Raw genomic sequence first — 20,748 nt, 5'->3', positions numbered from 1 at the left:
AAACCGTGAAAATAGCATTTTTAACTCCAGAATATCCACATCCTAAAACCGGAAGTTCCGGAGGAATTGGTACCAGTATTAAAAATCTTGCGATTGGTCTTTTGGCACAAGGCGTTTCAGTTAGGATTTTGGTTTATGCACAAAAAGAAGATGCTCTTTTTGATGATAACGGTGTTTTAGTTCAGCAAATAAAAAATGTAAAATTTAAAGGTTTATCCTGGTGGCTTACACGAAAAAAACTCGAAAATATTATTGACAAGTTATATTCAGAAAAGGAACTTGATTTAGTAGAAGCCCCTGACTGGACAGGAATTTCATCTTTTATAAATCCAAAATCCTGCCCGCTGATTATTCGCTTAAACGGATCAGATACTTATTTTTGCCATTTGGATAACCGTTCTGTAAAATGGATCAATAAATTTCATGAAAAAAGAGCTTTAAAAAAAGCAGATGCATTATTGTCTGTCAGTCAGTTTACGGCAGATACAACAAATGCTGTTTTTGGTTTAAAAAAACATTTTACGATTATTCCAAATCCTATTGATGCAAGTTTATTTCAGCCGAATAATCAAAGTGTTCAAAAAGAAAAAAGCATTATCTATTTTGGAAGTTTAATTCGAAAAAAAGGACTTCTCGAATTGCCTTTGATTTTTAATAAAGTAGTTGAAAATAATCCGGATGCCAAATTGATTTTGATAGGTAAAGATGTTCCGGATATTATTTCGGGAAATAGCTCGACATGGCAAATGATGCAGGAATTATTCTCAGAGAAAGCAAAGCAGAATGTAGAATATTTAGGAAGCGTTCCTTATGCCGAAATAAAAGAAAAAATCCAGGATGCTTCAGTTTGCGTTTTTCCTTCTTTTGCAGAAGCTTTTCCGGTTTCCTGGTTAGAAGCGATGGCGATGGAAATACCAATTGTGGCTTCAAACGTTGGCTGGGCCAAAGAAATGATTGATGATGAAAAGTCTGGTTTTTTAGCACATCCAACAGATCATGATCTTTTTTCAAAACGAATTGATACACTTTTGAATGATGCAAATTTGTGTGTGGAAATGGGAAAATCGGCCAGAAAAAAAGTAGAATCATTTTTTGACATACAGGTTCTGGCAAAACAAAATATCGAATTTTATAAATCTATAATAGCAAAGTTTTGATCCTGTTATATCATAATCAGAAAAAAGTAACGAAGGTTATTTCTGCAGATAATGAGATTTTACCATTCAATAAAAAAGCTGATATTGCTGCTGTATTTGTAGATTTAGCTGTAAAATATCCGCAGTCAAAAATAGTATGGTGCCATCAAAATTATGAAAACTCTTTAAATTTAGAAGCCATAAAAGAGGCATTTCATCATCATAAAATGATGTTGTCCTATAATCCTGAAAACAATTTTTTAGGTCGAAAAATAGGCTATATCGATGAGTCACCGTTTATAGCCGTTAATAAAAAAGTTACGTATCCAACATGGCAAATGAGCAGTTTGGCGGGCGTAATTCATGCAGATGTTTTGTTGGCTGTAAAAGGAAAAATAAAAACTGATTCAGATTTTGATTATTACTTAACTTCAATAGCCAAAGTTTGTATGCATTTAGGATTATTGTGTTATTCTGAACCTAAATTATTAAGTAAAAATGATTTGGTTTTTAAAGCAAAACCTTCAAGTTTTACCCTTTTTAAATTTGTAAAACAACATTATAAAACAAGATGGATCTTTTTATTGTTTTTAAATTTAATGATTTACGAATTTAGATTTCCGTTTATTGCTTTAGTTTATAGTATCTTTTTTAAGAACAGAAACAACAGCAACATTAACATAAACGCGATAAAAGTACAATCATCACTAAAAGTAATTGATTCAGGAACAATAGATGTTATTATTCCAACCATAGGAAGAAAACAATATTTGCATGATGTTTTACTGGATTTATCGCAACAAACTATTTTGCCTGAACGCGTTATAATTGTCGAGCAAAATCCTGAAATTAGCAGCACATCAGAACTTGATTATCTCACAGAAGAAAAGTGGCCTTTTGAAATTAAACATACTTTTACACACCGAATGGGAGCATGCAACGCAAGAAATGTTGCGTTGAGTCAGGTTATAAGTGAATGGGTTTTTCTTAATGATGATGATAACAGATTTGGACCTGATTTGTTGAAAGATATATTTTTGAACTTAGAGAAATTCGGAGTAAAAACAGGATCGACTTCTTATATTCAGCCACATGAGAAAAAGACAAATATTCATATAAACCAATCTTCGATATTTGGATCAGGAAATAGTTTTATGCATTCTGAAATATTGGAAAAAGTAAAATTTAATGACAAATTTGAATTTGGTTATGGCGAAGATTCAGATTTTGGAATGCAGATTAGAAATCAGGGATATGATATTTTATATTTTCCTAATCCTGAAATTGTTCATTTAAAGGCACCAAGCGGAGGTTTTAGAATTAAACCTACATTAGCGTGGTCAAATGATCCCGTTATGCCAAAACCGTCTCCGACAATTATGCTGTATAAAATATTGCATGAAACTAAAGAGCAGCGAAACGGATACAGAACAATTTTTTTCTATAAATACTATCCTAATCAGTCTATTAAAAATCCATTAAAATATTTTTTAAATTTTAAAAAGGAATGGAAACAGAGTTGTTACTGGGCAAATAAATTAATTCATAACTCATGAAATTTTCTTTAATTATTTGTACTTATATGCGTGCTGAACCTTTGTTTAAACTATTGCAATCGGTTCAGGAACAGATACTATATCCTGACGAAATTCTGATTATCGACGGTTCTTCAAATAAAGAAACGGAAAATATTTTAAGCGAAAATCAATTTAAGAATTTAAAATACTTTCTAGTTCCTGAAGAAACAAGAGGACTTACGAAACAACGAAATTTCGGAATTTCAAAAGCTGATATTTATTCAGAAGTTCTATGTTTTTTAGATGATGATACGCTTTTAGAACCGGATTATTTTAATGAAATTATAAAAACATTTCAGGAAGATCAAAATATTGTGGGTGTTGGCGGCGTTGCCATCAATGAAAATAAATGGAAACTTCAACAACCGGATGTTTCTTATAATCCTAAAAGATATTATTTATTTGAAGGATATTTTTATAAAGAAGGATTAAGAAATGTAGTGCGAAATTATTTTGGACTTGCATCGAATATGGGGCCGGGAAAAATGCCTGACTATTCGCATGGAAGAACCTGCGGATTTCCGTTAACAGGAAAAACGTATGATGTAGATTTGCTGATTGGTATGTCAATGTCCTTTAGAAAATCTCTTTTTGAACATATCAAATTTTCCAGATTTTTTGAAGGTTACGGATTATATGAAGATGCAGATTTTAGTATAAGAGCGTTGCAGTTTGGTAAAAATGTGATGAATACAAATGCCAGATTATCTCATTTTCATGATAGTTCAGGAAGACCAAATAAATATCAATATGGCAAAATGGTCGTAAGAAACGGCTGGTTTGTCTGGAGAGTTAAAAATCGAAATCCGGGGTTTAAAGATCGTTTTAAATGGAATGCCATTACAATTTTATTGACCATTATTCGATTTACAAATGTTTTTACAGAAAGTAATAAAAAAGAAGCTTTTACAGAAGCAATAGGCAGAACTGTTGGCTGGTGGAGTTTATTTCTTGATAAACCCAAAGAAAGAAAATGATTCTAAAAAGTTTTAGTTTAAAATCTTAAAAAGCAGATATTCAATATAAATGAAATTAGCAATAATCACTCACATCAATCATGTTAAGCACGAAAATCAGTATTTTGGTTACGCACCGTATGTGCTTGAGATGAATATTTGGTTAAAATATGTTGATGAAGTAATCGTTGTTGGATGTTTATCAGAAAAAGAACTTACGGCGATTGATATTCCGTACAATCATTCTAAAATTGATTTAAGAAAAGTACCCACTATAAGTTTTACCAGTCTAAAGAATAATTTAGTTTCGTTATTTAAACTGCCATTTATTTTTTGGAAAATCTTTTGGGCAATGAAAAATGCAGATCATATTCATTTAAGATGTCCGGGAAATATTGGATTATTGGGTTGTATGGTTCAGGTTTTATTTCCCAAGAAAATAAAAACGACAAAATACGCTGGAAACTGGGATCCAAAAAGTCAGCAGCCGTGGACGTATCGATTGCAAAAGTATATTTTGAATAGTACTTTTTTGACGCGCAACATGCAGGTTTTGGTTTACGGAGATTGGAAAAATCAATCTGAAAATATCAAATCATTTTTTACAGCAACTTATTCTGAAGCCGAAAAAGAAATTCCTGAAACAAAAAAACTGGATTCAATTGCCGAATTTATTTTTGTTGGAAGTTTAGTTACCGGTAAAAACCCGTTGTATGCAATTCAATTAATCGAACGATTAAATAAAAACGAAAAAAAAGCAGTTCTGCGCTTATACGGAGAAGGAATTGAGAGAAATGCGCTGGAAGATTACATCAAAAAAAATCAGCTTGAGAATTTTGTTTTTTTAGAAGGAAATCAAAATAAGGAAATAGTAAAACAAGCATACAAAAAAAGCCATTTTGTATTATTGCCTTCTAAAAGTGAGGGATGGCCAAAAGCCGTTGCCGAAGGTATGTTTTGGGGATGTGTTCCTGTTGCTACTAAAGTTTCTTGTGTTCCTTTTATGCTCGATTACGGCAATAGAGGTATTTTAGTAGATATGGATTTAGAAAACGATGTTAATTTAATAACGCAAATATTGGATGACGAAACCGGATTTTCTGTTAAAAGCAAATTAGCAATGAACTGGTCGCAGCATTACACAACAGACGTTTTTGAATCTGAAATTAAAAAGCTTTTAGTAAAATGAGAATCATACAAATCATAGATTCTTTAGATGCTGGCGGAGCAGAAAGAATGGCTGTGAATTATGCCAATGCACTGGCTGATAAAATATCATTTTCAGGTCTAGTTGCCACACGAAAAGAAGGAGCGCTGAAAAATCAGATACATTCAAAAGTTTCTTATTTATTCCTGCAGAAAAAGAAAAGCATTGATTTAAAAGCCGTTTTTAGATTAAGAAAATATTGTAAAGAGAATAAAGTCGAAATCATTCACGCGCATAGTTCTTCGTTTTTTATTGCCGTTTTAGTAAAGTTGATTATGCCCAATATTAAAATTGTATGGCACGATCATTACGGTACAAGAGCCAAAGAAACTAAGAAACAAAATAGATTTTTAATAGCGGCATCTGCTTTTTTTTCTTCCATTTTTGTGGTAAATCTTCAGTTAAAAGAATGGAGCGAAAAAAACATGAAGTGTTCCAGGGTAACATTTATTCCTAATTTTACGGCTTCTCATAATGTTTCCAAAGAAATAACTGTTTTAAAAGGAACTGAAGGAAAGAGAATTGTTTTTTTGGCAAACTTAAAAAATCCGAAGAATCATATTTTAGTTGTAAAAGCCTTCCATGAATTAAAATTACAGGATTCTGACTGGAGCCTGCACCTAATTGGTAAAGATTATTTTGATTCCTATTCGGAAATAATTAAAAATTATATCGACTCTAATTTTCTAAATAATCACATACATTTGTACGGAGCCAAAAGTGATATAAAAAACATCCTGTCACAAGTTGCAATAGGAGTTTTGGCCTCAACAGAAGAAGGATTTCCTGTGACTTTACTTGAATACGCTTTAGAAAATTTAGCAGTTTTATCAACAAATGTAGGATATTGTCCGATTATCATAAAAGAAGGTTTTAGCGGTCTTTTGTTCAGCCCTTTTTCTATTGCAGATTTAAAAAATCAATTATCACTTTTGATTGAAAATGAATCATGGAGAAAAACATTAGGAAATAATTTCAAACAATCTGTTATTGAAACGTATTCTCAGGAAATCGTAATAGAAAAGTTAATTCTAGAATATCAAAAGTAAGAATGAAAAGCATCAAAATATCATATACTTATCTTGTTATAGCCCACGCTATAATTGCTTTTGCAGTTTTTGCTTTGCCTTTTTTATCTAAAATTTTTGCACTTTTGATTCCCTTAGTTGGTTTCTTTATTGTTTACAGAACCGGAAACAGAAATAATGAAGTGCTTTTAGTTGCAGCATATATGATTGGTGTTGAGGTTCTTTTGCGAATGACAGGCGGGAATTTTAATAATGAGTATATCAAAATCAGCGTTATAGTTTTCATGATTCTCGGTATGATATACAGTAATTTTTCAACCAATGCCTTTATTTATTGGTTTTTCCTCATATTATTAATTCCGGGAATATTAATTACGTCAATGACGACTAATTATTATAATGTAGATGTTAAAAAGTCCATAGTCTTTAATTTATCCGGTCCCGTATGTTTGGCAATTAGCGCCATATACATGTTTAAAAGAAAGATTTTGTTTTCTGATCTCCAAAATCTGGTTGTCGCGATGGGATTGCCGATTTTTGCAACCACGGTTTATTTGTTTCTGTACAATCCGAGTGTAAAAGACGTTGTTACAGGAACACAATCTAATTTTGAAACTTCGGGAGGTTTTGGTCCTAATCAGGTTTCTACAGTTTTAGGATTGGGAATATTTATATTTTTTACTCAGTTAATTTTGTTTTCAAAAACAAAAAAAGAAATGATTTTAAACGGAATATTGCTGCTGTTGGTGAGTTATAGAGCAATTGTTACGTTTTCGAGAGGAGGAGTTATAACAGCTGTTGTGATGATTATTTGTTTGCTGCTCGTCCTGTTTTATTTTTCAAATGCAAAAGGCAAAAGTAAATTTGGTCTGGTTTTTATTCTGACAGGAGTAATGGGAGCCGCAATCTGGACCTATACTTCTGCAGAAACGGGAGGGTTAATTGACAAACGTTATGCAAATAAAGATGCTTTAGGAAAAAATAAAAAGGATCGTTTAGGAGGCAGGGAGGAAATTATTGACTCTGAAATAAAGATTTTTATAGACAATCCTGTTTTAGGAATCGGAGCAGGAATGGGAAAACAGCTTCGAAAAGAAATATTTAGTATAGAAGCAGCTTCGCATAATGAAATAACACGTATGTTAAGCGAACATGGATTATTTGGAGTTTTAGGCCTTTTAATATTATTTATCACACCAATTGTTCTGTATATAGATAATAGGCAGCATTTATATTTTTTCTCATTTTATCTTTTCTGGCTACTTACTATAAACCACGCTGCCATGCGTACAGCGGCTCCTGCATTTGTTTATGCTTTGTCACTTCTCACAGTTCATGTGAAAATTCCTGAAAAACCTGAAAATTAGGTACTTTATATTCTTTTTTTTATAATACATTTGTTTCAAGTTTTAGCCCCAAACCAAAACCAAATAAACCAATGTTTACAAAAAAGAAAATTCATTTCGAGATATCGGAGCGGAAGGTATTGCTGCATGTTTTTGATGCATGTTTTGTGCTGTTCACCCTTTATCTCCTTAACCTGCTCTTTAATTTCCAGTATTTTCAGTTTTCAATCGCCAATTATTACTGGGAAATTGTTTTAATCGCTTATGTATACATGTTCGGATCCATTTTCGAAATGTACAACCTGCAAGTTGCCAGTAACCAGTTTCAGATTCTTAAGAGCACTGTTTTTACCGCAACAACAACCGTATCGGTTTATCTTCTAACTCCAATTTTATCGCCCGAGTTACCAAAAAACAGAATTGCAATAGTTATATTTTATTTTGCTGTTTTGTTTGCTTTATTATCCTGGAGATATATTTACGTTTATTTCCTAGCCTCGCATCGCTTTGTTCAGAATGTCGTTTTAATATGCGATCAAAATCAGGTTGAAGAACTCGTTTTAGGACTAGAAAACGTAGATCCGCATTATAAAATAATTGGTTTTGTAAATTCAGATTCTGTTTGCGAAAGAGATTTGGATTTTCATTATGTAAAAGAAATCAATAAGGAAAGCCTGGAAGATTTTGTAATAAAAAATGATGTTGCTGAAATTGTAATCGCCTCTCAAAAAACAGAAGGAATTACAGCTGATTTATACCAGCAATTGTTGCATTTACTGCAATCCGGAAATATTATTCGTGAATATACACAAGTATATGAAAGCAAAACCCAGCGAATTCCGGTTCAGTATATTGCCAGGGATTTTTATCGTTTTTTCCCTTTTAGCCGAAGTAATAACAATAAACTATATTTATTATTAGGCCGGATTCTTGAGTTCTTTTTCTCTTCTTTAGGGTTACTAATGTGTCTGTTTTTGATTCCATTTATATCAATTGCAAATCTTTTGGGAAACAAAGGAAAATTATTCTACACCCAAGAGCGAGTGGGTAAAAACGGATATGTTTTTAAAATCTATAAATTCAGAACAATGGTTGAAAATTCAGAAGTAAACGGAGCAGTTTTCGCAACTTCTTCTGATAAACGCATAACGCCATTCGGAAAATTTATGCGTAAATCAAGAATCGACGAACTGCCTCAGTTTTTCAATGTTTTAAGAGGAGATATGGCGGTTATTGGCCCAAGACCGGAACGACCTTTTTTTGTTAACGAAATCGCGCAGATTATGCCGTTTTATGAAACAAGGCATGTTATTAAACCAGGTTTGACAGGTTGGGCGCAGGTAAATTATTCATACGGCGAATCTATAGAAGAGAGTTTAATCAAACTGCAATATGATTTATATTACATCAAACACCGAAGCATATTTCTGGATTTGAGCATAACTTTCAAAACTATTACCACAATCGTTTTTTATCGCGGACAATAGTTTAGATAATAATCGGAATACGTTTTTTGTTGCGTATTGCTACTCGTACCAAAACAAAACCGCTTGTAATTATCATTGGTAAAACAATAATAAAATGGGCTTTGTTGATCATGAAAATGCTGTAGATAATCAGGAATATCAAATGTAAAACGGCAAATCGATACGTCCATCTTTTGTTTTTTGCGATAGAAAGAAAAATCAAAACCAATAAAAGCGGACTAAATAAAAGTACGTTATAGTTCATTGATAGTTCTTGATGGAAAGAATAAAATCCAACAGAAACAAAAAAGATTCCCATTAAGGATAAGATCAAAAGGTAAGTTTTGTCGATGGCCCTGTTGTGCATTAAAACAACAAACGCCAGAATAATGAGGTAAGAGTATATGTTATTCCACCATGAAGTTGGCGTTTCTTTTTCGAAAAGGATAAGTGTTTTACTTTTAGCGGCTAAAGGTTTATTTTGAAAGTGTACTTTTTCTAAGCTGTTCTTTAATTCAAAAGGCAAAAATATTCTGTTTCCTAACTGATCTACTTTTGTTCCGAAGATGATACTTGTTCCTAATTTTTCGTAAAAATGACCATCAAAATAAGGATATAAAATAGATCTGTATGTAATATTCGTGTCGCCTTTTTTTACAATTACATTGCCGCCCAAAGTTGTATTAATGATATCAACAACCATCGAAGTACAATTTTTGTCAATAAATTTATAAGTATAGTAACGATCTTCAGAAAGTAAGGTTGCATTTAATTTGTCAAAAAGCTTTTGTTTTAAATCAAGCGGAATAAGTAATTCTTGTTCAAAAACGCTTCTTTTTTCAATATTGTATTCCTCAATAAATTCAGGAAACGAATGTGTAATTACAAAATACTGTAAATCTCCTTTGGTAAATTTTGCAACAAAATTGGGAGTTCTAAAATCAAACGCTCCATAATTATAAACCACATCAATATTATTTGCAGGATCGGAAACCCTAATTGCCGTATGACCGAAATACGAATATGTTTCGTTGCCTAAACCGCAAGTAAGCACGCTAATTTTGGCATCCTTTGATAAAGGTAAACTTTGGCTAAAACCAATACTGAAACTTAGTAATAGTAATAAATTAAAAAGTGTTTTAAAATTGACTTTTTTCATGATTAAAAATTTTAAGAAGTTTGATGGTTTTGTAATTATTATCTAAAGATACCTAAATCTACTTTCAAAGAAAAAATATTCGAATACAAAGCAGTACTTTGGTTTCCTAAATCTGTTAAAGCATAATCGACCTGAATGCCTTTGTATTTAAATCCCAAACCAATATTGGGCTGAAAATTTATTTTTTCTGTATTGTCCAGTTGCGTTACATTTTGGAAATTTCCAGCTCCGGCTCGTAAAAAAACGAGATCAGTGTAGCCAAATTCAAAACCTACAGCAGGATCAATACTCACTACTTTTGATGAAATAATATCATTTGTCTGCTCAAAACGCATGTTGAGGTTTGTGGCAACCAAAAGGCTGTAATCATTATGGAATTCTATCTTTTTTGAAACTCCTAATTGTGCTTTTGGCAGCGTAATTTCGGTACTTTCAGGCAATTCGCTGTTTTCTCCCGGAATGGCATTGGCAATTTTTTGATACTCTTCTTCATCAATATTCCATACATTATAAGTCGTCGTAATATCGCGAAGCATCAAGCCAAATTTCCAGTCGTTTTTTTCCAACTGCAAACCAAAATCAAAACCAAAACCCCATGAATTAGCAAATTTTCCAATAACACGACGAATAATCTTTGCATTTACACCATATTGAAAACCTTCAACAGGTAATTTTCTGGCGTATGAAAAGGTAAAACCATAATCGGCGGTTGAGAATAAACTAATCCTGTCGTAATCGATATTTCCTTGACTGTCAATTAATTCCGTTGTATTCAGGATGTCATCAACACCAAAACGAATCATCGAAATTCCCCAGGCACTTCTGTCATCAATCGGACTTGCGTAACCAATATAATCGTATTGTGCGATATTGGCAAAATAATTGGCGTGCATCAACGAAATCTGATGATCTTCGAGATGCATTAAACCCGCCGGATTCCAATAAACAGAGTTTACGTCTTCTGTAGAAGCAACTACGGCGCTCGACATTCCTAATGCTGCAGCGTCAACGCCAATATTCATAAACTCATTCGAATATTTTCGAACTGTTTGTGCATATTGTGTGCAACTCCAAAATAATAAAAGCCCAAAAAGTTTCTTCAAAGGATATTTTTTTGCAAACCGAAGTCTGTTTTAATTTTTATCAAAAATATAATATTTTACTCATCTAATTTCTTCCTTTTGAGAAATATTGTAAAACTGGGAATTTGAAATAAAAAACTCTTTCAAAAACTCCCTTTTCATATAGTTATTATGCTAAATTTGTGCTTACCATTATCAAATTTTATAAAAGATGAATATCAAAAAACACATTCCAAACTTAATTACATTAATTAATCTATTTTGTGGTTGTATCGCAGTTGTTTTCGTTTCCGAAGGCAATTACGAAATGGCTTTTTACTTTGTTTGTTTGGGAATCTTTTTTGATTTTTTTGATGGTTTTTTTGCCCGATTATTTAAAGTTTCAAGTCCGCTTGGATTACAATTAGATTCATTGGCAGACATGGTAACCAGCGGCGTTGTTCCGGGTTATGTAATGTTTAGTTTGTTTACAAACAGCGCACACGAATTGGGAACAAATCCAGCGATTCCGTTTTTAGGATTCATTGTAACTTTAGGTGCTTGCTACAGATTAGCCAACTTTAATATTGACACCCGTCAAACCGATTCATTTATTGGCTTGCCAACTCCGGCAAATGCACTTTTTATTTTAAGTTTGCCTTTAGTTTTACAATTTTCAGATTCGTTGTTAATGTTGGAAATTTTAACCAATCAGTGGGTTTTACTAGTTATTACATTATGCAGTGCTTATGTAATGAATGCAGAAATTCCGTTGTTTGCTTTAAAAGTAAAGAAGTATACTGTAAAGGATAATGTTCTGCAAATAGTATTTTTATTAATTTCCTTGCTATTAGTCGTAACGCTTCATTACATCGCAATTCCGTTAATCATCATATTTTATGTGTTGTTATCGGTTGTTAATAATATGTTTTTGAAAAAGTAGTTTTATTTGAATGGCAAGAAAAACCACTACACGACGAAATTCTTATTCTAAAGCAAAACCCAAAAGATCTGTTTTTAGCAGAACTATTCGCTTTATTTTATATTCTTGTCTGATACTTGTTTTCTTATGCACGATTTATCATTATCGTGCTGGATTGGCTTTTTACCTTGGTTTTAAATCCGGAAAAGTTTTAGAAGAAGATGAGGTAGATAAACACCTTTCGGACGTTAGAAATATTCAGGTTTTAGAAAATCATAAAGGAAAAGTAATTGGTATTGATGTCTCTGAATTTCAGGGAGAAGTCGATTGGGATGAAGTTGAGATTTTAGAAGAAAAATATCCTGTAAGTTTTGTTTTTATTCGCGCAACTGCCGGAAATGACAGAGTGGATAAGCAATTTCAGAAAAATTGGGATGGAGCCAAAGAAAATAAAATTATGCGTGGCGCCTATCATTATTATCGTCCAAATGAAAATTCGATCGAACAGGCAAATCTGTTTATTAAAACCGTAAAATTAAAAAAAGGCGATTTGCCGCCCGTTTTGGATATCGAAAAATTACCTAAAAATCAATCTTTGGATAGTTTGAAAAAAGGACTAAAACGCTGGTTAACAAAAGTGGAAAACCATTATCAGGTTCGCCCGATAATTTATACCGGAGAACGATATTACAGCGATTTTTTAAAAGAAGAATTCAGCGAATATTTGTTTTGGATTGCCAATTACAATTTCTACAGAGAAAAAATTGAAGATGACTGGCTTTTTTGGCAGTTTACAGAAAAAGCATCTTTACCGGGAATAGAGCATCGCGTTGATGTAAATATCTATAACGGCGATTTACAGCAATTGCAGTTTATAACAGTTGAGTAGTTTTCAGTTTTCAGTCGCAGTTTTCAGCGTCCTTTTTGATTAGTTTATTTTGATAAAAGTGCAAGAATAATTATTGCGAATAATGCCAGGACAATGAAAATAGAATATGGGTTGGCAAGATTTACTGTTAAACCAAGCTGCCATATTCTTTTTGGAGCGAGCAACCTTTTATCTTTCGGATTGTAATACAAAAATCCTAAATACCAATTTTTTGGATCTTGATGCCAATTATTATAATCTTCCTGAGTTGGTTTTTGTGGAATCATTTGTTTATAGTTTACAGTCACAGTTTTCAGTTTTCACTGAGACTGAAAACTGAGACTGTATACTTATTTAGAATTCTAATTTCTTTTTACGAAGTTCGAAGTTTTGTCCAAGATAAACACGGCGAACCATTTCATCTTCAACCAATTCTTCCGGAATTCCGGCTTTCAGAATTCCTCCTTCAAACATCAAATACGTTTTGTCTGTAATCGCTAAAGTTTCCTGAACGTTGTGATCCGTAATTAAAATTCCGATATTCTTGTTTTTTAGCTGTGCTACAATTCGTTGGATATCTTCAACCGCAACAGGGTCAACTCCTGCGAAAGGCTCATCCAATAAAATAAATTTCGGATCTGTTGCCAAAGCACGCGCAATTTCAGTACGACGGCGTTCTCCTCCCGAAAGTAAATCACCTCTATTGGTACGAATATGTTCTAAACTGAATTCTTCGATCAGACTTTCCATTTTAGCAATTTGCTCTTCTTTCGAAAGTTTAGTCAATTGCAAAACACTCAAAATATTATCTTCGATGCTTAGTTTTCTGAAAACAGAAGCTTCCTGCGCTAAATAACCAATTCCCTGTTGAGCACGTTTATACATCGGATAATCAGTTATATTCAAATCATCAAGGTAAATATTTCCCTGATTTGGTTTTACCAATCCCACAATCATATAAAATGAAGTTGTTTTTCCGGCACCGTTTGGTCCCAAAAGCCCAACAATTTCTCCTTGATTTACTTCAACAGAAATTCCTTTTACAACACTTCGTCCTTTATAGGTTTTGATTAAATTATCGGCTCTTAGCTTCATTTAGTTCAATTAGATAATTAGATAATTAGAAAATGAGATAATTTAAAAACTAACTCAGATTCAATTTTATAATTTAATATGAAAGGCAAAATAAATGTAAAATAATCAATCCTATAAATCAATTAACAAATTATTGCGTTTTCAAAATTTAGAGTTTTTATTTCAGAATCAAATAATTAGAGCATTTTAGAAAATTATCTAATTATCAAATTGGCACATTTTCTAATTGCCATTCTCTTCAAGAGCTTCCCAAAATTCATAAGCTCTTCTTAAATGCGGAATTACGATTGTTCCTCCAACCAAAGTTGCGATTCCCATTGCTTCCATCATTTCTTCTTTGGTAACACCTTCTTTGTGGCTGGTTTCCAGATGATATTTTACACAATCATCACAACGCAAAACCGCAGATGCTACTAATCCTAAAAGTTCTTTTGTTTTTACATCAAGAGCTCCTGGCGCATAAGCATTGGTGTCAAGATTAAAAATTCTCTTTACAATTTTATTATTGTCAGCTAATAATTTTTCGTTCATTTTAGAACGATAGTCGTTAAATTCTTGTATGATATCAGACATTTTCTTTTAATTTATTTCTATAAACAATCCTTGAAATCAGGATACTTACCTCGTAGATAATCAACATTGGTATTGCCACAATAGTCTGGCTTACAACATCCGGAGGTGTTACGATTGCTGCAATAATTAAAATAATGATCACAGCATATTTCCAATATTTTCTTAAAAAATCAGGAGTTACAAGTCCCAGTTTTGTTAAGAAATAAATGATAATTGGCAATTCAAAAAACAATCCGCTTGCAAGTATACTTGTTTTTACCATTCCCATATAAGATTCCAGGGTAAATTGATTTTTTACAACATCACTAATAGAAAAAGTAGCCACGAAATTGACAGACATTGGAATTACGATATAATAACCAAATAATACGCCTAAAAAGAAAAGCAATGAAGAAGTGAAGATGAATACTTTTGCATTTTTTCTTTCTTTCTCATAAAGTGCCGGACTGATGAATTTCCAAAGTTCCCATAAAATATAAGGGAAACTCAAAATGAAACCTGCCAAAAGACACATCCATACAAAAATATTTACCTGTCCTTCCATCTCTGTATTCTGAATAATGAAATTCAGTTCGGTAATACAAATGCTGTCAGCAAAACCCAATTGATGAGATAAATCGCAAAACCAAACGTAAGTAAAAAATGTAGGTCTGATTGGGCCTAAAATAATCTGATCAAATAAATAATCACTTATAAAATAAGTTACAAATGCCATAATGCATATTGCAATTGTGCTTCTGACCAATAACCATCTTAATTCTTCAAGATGGTCTAAAAATGACATCTCGCCAAGGTTCTTTTTTGCCATTATACGATTCCTTCTTTTAAAATGTCATGTAAATGTAATACGCCTTTGTACTCGCCGTTGTCAGCAACAATAAGTTGCGTTATCGAAAAATCTTCTAAAATATTCAACGCATCAACAGCCATAGTTTCGGATGATACTAATTTAGGATTTTTTGACATTATATCCTTCGCCGTTAAGTCTGCAATAGTATCTACGTCATTTAGCATTCTTCGGATGTCTCCGTCAGTGATAATTCCGATAATTTTATCATCTTCAATAACGGCTGTTACACCTAATCTTTTTTCTGAGATTTCAAAAATTACCTTTTTAACCGAAGTATCCGGAGTAACCTGAGGTTTTAATGAATGCTCGATCATATCTTTTACGCGAAGCAATAATTTTTTTCCTAAAGCCCCGCCTGGATGATACACCGCAAAATCTTCGGGTTTAAAATCACGCATTTCCATTAAGCAAACTGCAAGAGCATCACCCATAACAAGTTGTGCCGTTGTACTGTTTGTTGGCGCCAGGTTTATCGGGCACGCTTCCATGTCTACGGTTGTATTTAAAACATAATCAGAACCTTTGGCTAATGACGAAGTTATATTTCCGGTAATGGCAATTAAGATATTTCCAAAACGTTTTAATAACGGAACAAGAACTTTTATCTCAGGACTGTTTCCGCTTTTTGAAATGCAAATAATGATGTCTTCTTTCTGAATCATACCCAAATCCCCATGGATCGCTTCTGAAGCATGAAGAAACATAGAAGGAGTTCCGGTGGAGTTAAAAGTAGCGACCATTTTTTGTGCGATAATGGCGCTTTTTCCGATGCCTGTAACGATCAATCGACCTTTGGTTTCGTAAATACGTTGGGTTGCTTCGAAGAAATTTTCATCAAGAAAATCAATTAGCTTTGTAATTGCTTCACTTTCAGAGAGTATTGTTTTTTTGGCGATAGCCAATATATTTTCTTTTGTGATCAAAACAGAATATTTAAAATTTGTATGTATAAAAGAAAGTTGTATCTTTATGTGTTGCAAATTTATACAAAATATCCATTAATATAAAGAATGAATTCAAACGAAATTGAAATACACAAGGAATTAAAGAAGTATTTCGGCTTTAGCCAATTTAAAGGCTTGCAGGAGCAAGTCATTACGAGTATTTTAGGTAAGACTAATACTTTTGTAATTATGCCAACAGGCGGTGGAAAGTCTCTTTGTTATCAATTACCCGCTTTAATTCAGGACGGAACGGCTATTGTTGTTTCTCCTTTAATTGCTTTGATGAAAAATCAGGTTGATGCTATCAGAAGCCTTTCTTCAGAAAACGGAATTGCGCATGTTTTAAATTCCTCTCTTACTAAAACAGAAATTGCACAGGTTAAAAAAGATATCACATCTGGTTTAACCAAACTATTATATGTTGCTCCTGAATCTTTAACAAAAGAAGAATATGTCGCCTTTTTGCAAAGTGTGCCAATTTCATTTGTGGCTATTGATGAAGCGCATTGTATTTCAGAATGGGGTCATGATTTTAGGCCGGAATACCGAAATCTGAAAAATATTATAAAACAATTAGGGCAGGTTCCTATTATTGGACTTACTGCAACCGCAACCCCAAAAGTTCAGGAAGATATTCTTAAAAATCTGGACATGTCTGATGCGAATACTTTTAAAGCATCGTTTAACAGACCTAATTTATACTACGAAGTTCGTACAAAAACTAAAAATATAGAATCGGATATTATTCGATTTATCAAACAGCACAAAGGCAAATCAGGAATTATTTACTGTTTAAGCCGTAAAAAAGTAGAATCGATTGCCGAAGTTTTACAAGTAAACGGAATTAGCGCCGTACCGTATCACGCAGGTTTAGACGCAAAAACCCGCGCCAAACATCAGGATATGTTTTTGATGGAAGATGTAGATGTTGTGGTGGCAACAATCGCCTTCGGAATGGGAATCGACAAACCCGATGTGCGTTTTGTAATTCATCACGACATTCCAAAATCATTAGAAAGTTATTATCAGGAAACTGGTCGTGCCGGACGAGATGGAGGAGAAGGACATTGTTTGGCATATTACTCTTATAAAGATGTAGAAAAGCTGGAAAAATTCATGTCCGGAAAACCGGTGGCAGAACAGGAAATTGGTTTTGCCTTATTGCAGGAAGTTGTGGCTTACGCCGAAACCTCAATGTCGCGCAGAAAGTTCCTGCTGCATTATTTTGGTGAAGAATTTGACAGTGAAACCGGAGAAGGCGCAGATATGGATGACAACGTTCGAAATCCTAAAAACAAAATCGAAGCCAAAGATCAAGCCGTTAAATTATTGGAGATTGTTCGCGATACCAAACACATTTACAAATCAAAAGAAATTGTCTTTACATTAATAGGTAGAATAAATGCCGTAATTAAAGCACATAAAACAGATACACAACCGTTTTTTGGTTCAGGTTCAGAGCATGACGAAAAATATTGGATGGCTTTGCTTAGACAAGTTTTGGTTTCCGGTTATTTATCAAAAGATATTGAAACATACGGAATCATAAAAATTACCAAAGCGGGATTGGATTTTATTAAACATCCGGTTTCGTTTATGATGTCTGAAGATCACGAATATAGCGAATCTGAAGACGAAGCAATTGTAACAGCATCAAAATCATCCGGTACAGCCGATGAAGTTTTAATGGGAATGTTGCGCGAACTGCGAAAAAAAGTAGCCAAAAAACTGGGAGTTCCTCCATTTGTAGTTTTTCAGGATCCTTCTCTTGAAGATATGGCTTTAAAATATCCAATTACTTTAACAGAATTATACAACATTCACGGAGTTGGTGAAGGAAAAGCAAAAAAATACGGAGGTGAATTTGTAACCCTGATTAGCCGTTATGTAGAAGATAATGATATTATTCGTCCGGATGATTTAGTGGTGAAATCTACCGGAGTAAATTCTGCCAATAAATTATACATCATCCAAAATATAGATCGTAAATTATCTTTAAATGATATTGCTTCCGCGAAAGGACTTACAATGGACGCTCTGATTAAGGAAATGGAACAGATCGTTTACGCTGGTACCAAATTAAACATCAAATATTGGGTAGACGATTTACTTGACGATGATCAGCAGGAAGAAATTCACGATTATTTCATGGAATCAGAATCAGACAAAATAGAGGACGCTCTTAAAGAATTCGATGGCGATTATGATATTGACGAATTACGCTTAATGCGAATTAAGTTTATTAGTGAAGTAGCGAATTAAGAAAAGTTTACAGTCTCAGTTTTTAGTTTACAGTTTTTTACTGACTGAAAACTGAGACTAAAAGTTTACAGTCTCAGTTTACAGTTTTCGTGACTGCGACTGAAAACTGAAAAACTACTCATAGACTTCCCCTCGATGCGGTTTCAAAGCATCTCTTACCTGAATCATATTTTCATCAGTAACCACCATAAAGGCAATTGCCTGCATTTCGTTTATGATTTTAAAACCCGTAATATTCAACGGAAGTTTTTCTATGGCGATATATTCTTTTAAATGAATTTCATGATGTTCAGCTGTTTTTGCAGAAGCCGGACCACGAAAATCCCAAATCAGTTTTATTTTTCTAGACATTTTTTTTTAAAGGTGCAAAGGTTCAGAGGAGCAAAGGTACAAAGTCTTTTTTAGGAAGATTAAAAAAGTTACTGTAGAATTAACCGCAAAGTGCGCTAAGATTTAATTTTACTTTACGCATTTAAACACAAAGTTCGCAAAGCTTTGTGTTGATAAAACTTTGCGAACTTTGTGTTTTTATAAAATCATACCTTTAAAAATCTTAGCGCACTTTGCGGTTATTTTTATAAAGTCAGTTTTAAATCTGCTTATATCTGTGTAAATCTGCGTGCAAATTTTACTGCAGGGAGATAATTTCATTTCAAAATAGTATTTTTGCATCTTCTTTTCATAAATAGAAAAGCTAATTGATTAAATAAAAGAAAATGCCAAGAGAACTTTTACTTCAGGTAACACCAGAAATAGCTGCAAACGAATTGTTGCTAAAAGACTATTTATCTAAACAAATAAAAGTTTCTCCCAAAGAAATTCAGCACGTTTCGATCCTGAAACGATCTATTGATGCAAGACAAAAAGCAATAAAAATAAACCTCAAAGTCCTTATTTATTTACAAGGCGAACCTTTTCAGGAAACTAAAATTGAGCTACCTATATATAAGGATGTTTCTTCGGCGCAGGAAGTTATTGTGGTTGGCGCAGGTCCGGCGGGACTTTTTGCTGCATTGCAATTAATAGAATTAGGCTTAAAGCCAATTGTAATCGAACGAGGAAAAGATGTCCGCGGACGCCGACGTGACTTAAAAGCAATCAACGTTGATCATTTGGTAAACGAAGATTCGAATTATTGTTTTGGCGAGGGCGGAGCAGGAACTTATTCTGATGGAAAATTATATACGCGTTCTAAAAAGCGTGGTGATGTTACCAGAATCCTGGAACTTTTAGTAGCTTTTGGAGCTTCTGAAGATATTTTGGTAGAAGCGCATCCGCATATCGGAACCAATAAATTACCTAAAATTATCGAAGACATTCGAAATAAAATTATCGAGTTTGGTGGTCAGGTTTTGTTTGATACACGTGTAACTGATATTTTAGTAAAAAATAATGAAGTGGAAGGTATCGTTACCCAAAACGGAGACAAGATTCTTTCTAATAAATTGATCTTAGCAACGGGGCATTCGGCGCGTGATATTTTTGAATTACTGGATAAAAAGAAAATTTTCATAGAAGCAAAACCTTTTGCTCTGGGTGTTCGTGCAGAACATTCGCAACAATTGATTGACAGTATTCAGTATAGTTGTGATTATCGTGGCGAGCATTTGCCGCCGGCTCCGTATTCTATTGTAAAACAAGTCAACGGCCGCGGAATGTATTCGTTTTGTATGTGTCCGGGAGGTGTAATTGCGCCTTGTGCGACGAGTCCAGGTGAAGTGGTTACAAACGGATGGTCGCCCTCAAAACGGGATCAGGTTACGGCAAACTCCGGAATTGTGATTGAATTAAAATTGGAAGATTTTAAACCTTTTGCAAAATTTGGCGCTTTGGCCGGAATGGAATTTCAGAAAAGTATCGAACAAAAAGCGTGGCATTTAGCAGGCGAAACCCAAAAAGTTCCGGCACAAAGAATGGTCGATTTTACTCAAAATAAAGTTTCTGCAGATATCCCAAAAACGTCTTATGTTCCCGGAACCACTTCGGTAGAAATGGGACAGGTTTTTCCCGGATTTTTATCGCAGATTTTACGTGAAGGATTTAAAGAATTCGGAAAATCGATGCGCGGTTATTTAACTAATGAAGCGATTTTACATGCTCCGGAAAGCAGAACTTCATCGCCAGTAAGAATTCCGAGAGATCCTATAACGTATGAACATTTACAAATAAAAGGTTTGTATCCTTGCGGAGAAGGTGCAGGTTATGCGGGCGGAATTATTTCTGCTGCAATTGACGGAGAAAAATGCGCTTTAATGATTGCAGAAACTTTGAAATAATCCCGAAATCAAGGCTTTTTAT

The 20,748-nt window shown here is 33.5% G+C and carries 19 protein-coding genes; 11 read left to right on the top strand and 8 right to left on the bottom strand.

Translation table 11 applies throughout. The features are described 5' to 3' along the window. Window positions 1-5 precede the first annotated feature (5 nt). From AC3QL1_RS01530 to AC3QL1_RS01500, 7 genes are all read left to right on the top strand, one after another. The gene (locus AC3QL1_RS01530; RefSeq protein ID WP_492494546.1) at window positions 6-1,157 is read left to right on the top strand and encodes a glycosyltransferase family 4 protein; all 1,152 of its coding nucleotides are present in this window, start codon (window positions 6-8) and stop codon (window positions 1,155-1,157) included. After that, window positions 1,154-2,692: a glycosyltransferase family 2 protein gene (locus AC3QL1_RS01525; protein ID WP_492494544.1), complete on the top strand. Its 1,539-nt coding sequence runs from the start codon at window positions 1,154-1,156 to the stop codon at window positions 2,690-2,692. Before AC3QL1_RS01530 ends, AC3QL1_RS01525 begins: the two co-directional genes overlap by 4 nt. Next, a complete protein-coding gene (locus AC3QL1_RS01520; RefSeq protein WP_492494542.1) occupies window positions 2,689-3,690 on the top strand; it encodes a glycosyltransferase family 2 protein in 1,002 nt (333 codons plus the stop codon). Before AC3QL1_RS01525 ends, AC3QL1_RS01520 begins: the two co-directional genes overlap by 4 nt. Before the next feature lie 49 nt (window positions 3,691-3,739). Next, window positions 3,740-4,858, top strand: a complete 1,119-nt coding sequence (locus tag AC3QL1_RS01515; RefSeq protein ID WP_492494540.1) for a glycosyltransferase — start codon at window positions 3,740-3,742, stop codon at window positions 4,856-4,858. Further along, window positions 4,855-5,925, top strand: a complete 1,071-nt coding sequence (locus tag AC3QL1_RS01510; RefSeq protein WP_492494538.1) for a glycosyltransferase — start codon at window positions 4,855-4,857, stop codon at window positions 5,923-5,925. The genes AC3QL1_RS01515 and AC3QL1_RS01510 overlap by 4 nt, the downstream gene beginning before the upstream one ends. A 2-nt stretch (window positions 5,926-5,927) precedes the next feature. Further along, window positions 5,928-7,271 (top strand): O-antigen ligase family protein, encoded by a 1,344-nt coding sequence (locus tag AC3QL1_RS01505; RefSeq protein WP_492494536.1) that lies wholly within the window; start codon window positions 5,928-5,930, stop codon window positions 7,269-7,271. A 71-nt stretch (window positions 7,272-7,342) separates the two neighbouring features. Then, a complete protein-coding gene (locus AC3QL1_RS01500) occupies window positions 7,343-8,737 on the top strand; it encodes an exopolysaccharide biosynthesis polyprenyl glycosylphosphotransferase (protein ID WP_492494534.1) in 1,395 nt (464 codons plus the stop codon). 1 nt (window position 8,738) lies between these two features. Here the strand turns inward: AC3QL1_RS01500 and AC3QL1_RS01495 are convergent, their stop codons facing one another. Together AC3QL1_RS01495 and AC3QL1_RS01490 are read right to left on the bottom strand one after the other, a co-directional pair. Beyond that, window positions 8,739-9,875, bottom strand: a complete 1,137-nt coding sequence (locus AC3QL1_RS01495) for a lipoprotein N-acyltransferase Lnb domain-containing protein (protein WP_492494532.1) — start codon at window positions 9,873-9,875, stop codon at window positions 8,739-8,741. Window positions 9,876-9,913: 38 nt separating this feature from the next. After that, window positions 9,914-10,978 (bottom strand): putative type IX sorting system protein PorV2, encoded by a 1,065-nt coding sequence (locus tag AC3QL1_RS01490; RefSeq protein ID WP_492494530.1) that lies wholly within the window; start codon window positions 10,976-10,978, stop codon window positions 9,914-9,916. 190 nt (window positions 10,979-11,168) lie between these two features. Here AC3QL1_RS01490 and AC3QL1_RS01485 point away from each other — a divergent pair, with 190 nt between their 5' ends. Together AC3QL1_RS01485 and AC3QL1_RS01480 are read left to right on the top strand one after the other, a co-directional pair. Beyond that, a complete protein-coding gene (locus AC3QL1_RS01485; protein WP_492494528.1) occupies window positions 11,169-11,879 on the top strand; it encodes a CDP-alcohol phosphatidyltransferase family protein in 711 nt (236 codons plus the stop codon). A 10-nt stretch (window positions 11,880-11,889) separates the two neighbouring features. Continuing rightward, window positions 11,890-12,747, top strand: a complete 858-nt coding sequence (locus tag AC3QL1_RS01480) for a glycoside hydrolase family 25 protein (RefSeq protein ID WP_492494526.1) — start codon at window positions 11,890-11,892, stop codon at window positions 12,745-12,747. A gap of 44 nt (window positions 12,748-12,791) precedes the next feature. Here the strand turns inward: AC3QL1_RS01480 and AC3QL1_RS01475 are convergent, their stop codons facing one another. From AC3QL1_RS01475 to AC3QL1_RS01455, 5 genes are all read right to left on the bottom strand, one after another. After that, complete coding sequence (locus AC3QL1_RS01475; protein ID WP_492494524.1) at window positions 12,792-13,013, bottom strand: DUF5808 domain-containing protein; 222 nt, start codon at window positions 13,011-13,013, stop codon at window positions 12,792-12,794. Window positions 13,014-13,080: 67 nt separating this feature from the next. Then, window positions 13,081-13,821 carry an LPS export ABC transporter ATP-binding protein gene (gene lptB, locus AC3QL1_RS01470; RefSeq protein WP_026982881.1) on the bottom strand — a complete coding sequence of 247 codons (741 nt, stop codon included), beginning with the start codon at window positions 13,819-13,821 and terminating at the stop codon, window positions 13,081-13,083. 222 nt (window positions 13,822-14,043) lie between these two features. Further along, window positions 14,044-14,394: a carboxymuconolactone decarboxylase family protein gene (locus tag AC3QL1_RS01465; RefSeq protein ID WP_492494522.1), complete on the bottom strand. Its 351-nt coding sequence runs from the start codon at window positions 14,392-14,394 to the stop codon at window positions 14,044-14,046. Continuing rightward, complete coding sequence (tatC, locus tag AC3QL1_RS01460; RefSeq protein WP_492494520.1) at window positions 14,387-15,202, bottom strand: twin-arginine translocase subunit TatC; 816 nt, start codon at window positions 15,200-15,202, stop codon at window positions 14,387-14,389. The genes AC3QL1_RS01465 and tatC overlap by 8 nt, the downstream gene beginning before the upstream one ends. Continuing rightward, entirely contained in the window at window positions 15,202-16,167 is a 966-nt protein-coding gene (locus tag AC3QL1_RS01455) for a KpsF/GutQ family sugar-phosphate isomerase (protein WP_492494518.1), read from the bottom strand. Before AC3QL1_RS01455 ends, tatC begins: the two co-directional genes overlap by 1 nt. An 87-nt stretch (window positions 16,168-16,254) precedes the next feature. Between AC3QL1_RS01455 and recQ the strand changes: the two genes are divergently transcribed. After that, window positions 16,255-18,450: a DNA helicase RecQ gene (gene recQ, locus AC3QL1_RS01450; RefSeq protein WP_492494516.1), complete on the top strand. Its 2,196-nt coding sequence runs from the start codon at window positions 16,255-16,257 to the stop codon at window positions 18,448-18,450. Window positions 18,451-18,564: 114 nt separating this feature from the next. Here recQ and AC3QL1_RS01445 read toward each other — a convergent pair whose 3' ends face one another. After that, entirely contained in the window at window positions 18,565-18,801 is a 237-nt protein-coding gene (locus AC3QL1_RS01445) for a hypothetical protein (RefSeq protein WP_492494514.1), read from the bottom strand. A gap of 365 nt (window positions 18,802-19,166) precedes the next feature. On the opposite strand from AC3QL1_RS01445, the gene AC3QL1_RS01440 reads away from it, so the two are divergent. Continuing rightward, window positions 19,167-20,726, top strand: coding sequence for an NAD(P)/FAD-dependent oxidoreductase (locus AC3QL1_RS01440; protein WP_492494512.1), 1,560 nt, complete (start codon window positions 19,167-19,169; stop codon window positions 20,724-20,726). Window positions 20,727-20,748 lie beyond the last annotated feature (22 nt).

This window comes from Flavobacterium sp. GW823-FHT04A11, assembly GCF_058796535.1.
This window is presented reverse-complemented; position numbering and strand designations above follow the sequence as displayed.

What these genes read in the sequence shown, in the direction of transcription:
- AC3QL1_RS01520 (WP_492494542.1), top strand. Translation starts at nt 2,689, where the DNA reads ATGAAATTTTCTTTAATTATTTGTACTTATATGCGTGCTGAACCTTTG.
- AC3QL1_RS01515 (WP_492494540.1), top strand. Translation starts at nt 3,740, where the DNA reads ATGAAATTAGCAATAATCACTCACATCAATCATGTTAAGCACGAAAAT.
- AC3QL1_RS01510 (WP_492494538.1), top strand. Translation starts at nt 4,855, where the DNA reads ATGAGAATCATACAAATCATAGATTCTTTAGATGCTGGCGGAGCAGAA.
- AC3QL1_RS01505 (WP_492494536.1), top strand. Translation starts at nt 5,928, where the DNA reads ATGAAAAGCATCAAAATATCATATACTTATCTTGTTATAGCCCACGCT.
- AC3QL1_RS01500 (WP_492494534.1), top strand. Translation starts at nt 7,343, where the DNA reads ATGTTTACAAAAAAGAAAATTCATTTCGAGATATCGGAGCGGAAGGTA.
- AC3QL1_RS01495 (WP_492494532.1), bottom strand. Translation starts at nt 9,875, where the DNA reads ATGAAAAAAGTCAATTTTAAAACACTTTTTAATTTATTACTATTACTA.
- AC3QL1_RS01485 (WP_492494528.1), top strand. Translation starts at nt 11,169, where the DNA reads ATGAATATCAAAAAACACATTCCAAACTTAATTACATTAATTAATCTA.
- AC3QL1_RS01480 (WP_492494526.1), top strand. Translation starts at nt 11,890, where the DNA reads ATGGCAAGAAAAACCACTACACGACGAAATTCTTATTCTAAAGCAAAA.
- AC3QL1_RS01475 (WP_492494524.1), bottom strand. Translation starts at nt 13,013, where the DNA reads ATGATTCCACAAAAACCAACTCAGGAAGATTATAATAATTGGCATCAA.
- lptB (WP_026982881.1), bottom strand. Translation starts at nt 13,821, where the DNA reads ATGAAGCTAAGAGCCGATAATTTAATCAAAACCTATAAAGGACGAAGT.
- AC3QL1_RS01465 (WP_492494522.1), bottom strand. Translation starts at nt 14,394, where the DNA reads ATGTCTGATATCATACAAGAATTTAACGACTATCGTTCTAAAATGAAC.
- tatC (WP_492494520.1), bottom strand. Translation starts at nt 15,202, where the DNA reads ATGGCAAAAAAGAACCTTGGCGAGATGTCATTTTTAGACCATCTTGAA.
- recQ (WP_492494516.1), top strand. Translation starts at nt 16,255, where the DNA reads ATGAATTCAAACGAAATTGAAATACACAAGGAATTAAAGAAGTATTTC.
- AC3QL1_RS01445 (WP_492494514.1), bottom strand. Translation starts at nt 18,801, where the DNA reads ATGTCTAGAAAAATAAAACTGATTTGGGATTTTCGTGGTCCGGCTTCT.
- AC3QL1_RS01440 (WP_492494512.1), top strand. Translation starts at nt 19,167, where the DNA reads ATGCCAAGAGAACTTTTACTTCAGGTAACACCAGAAATAGCTGCAAAC.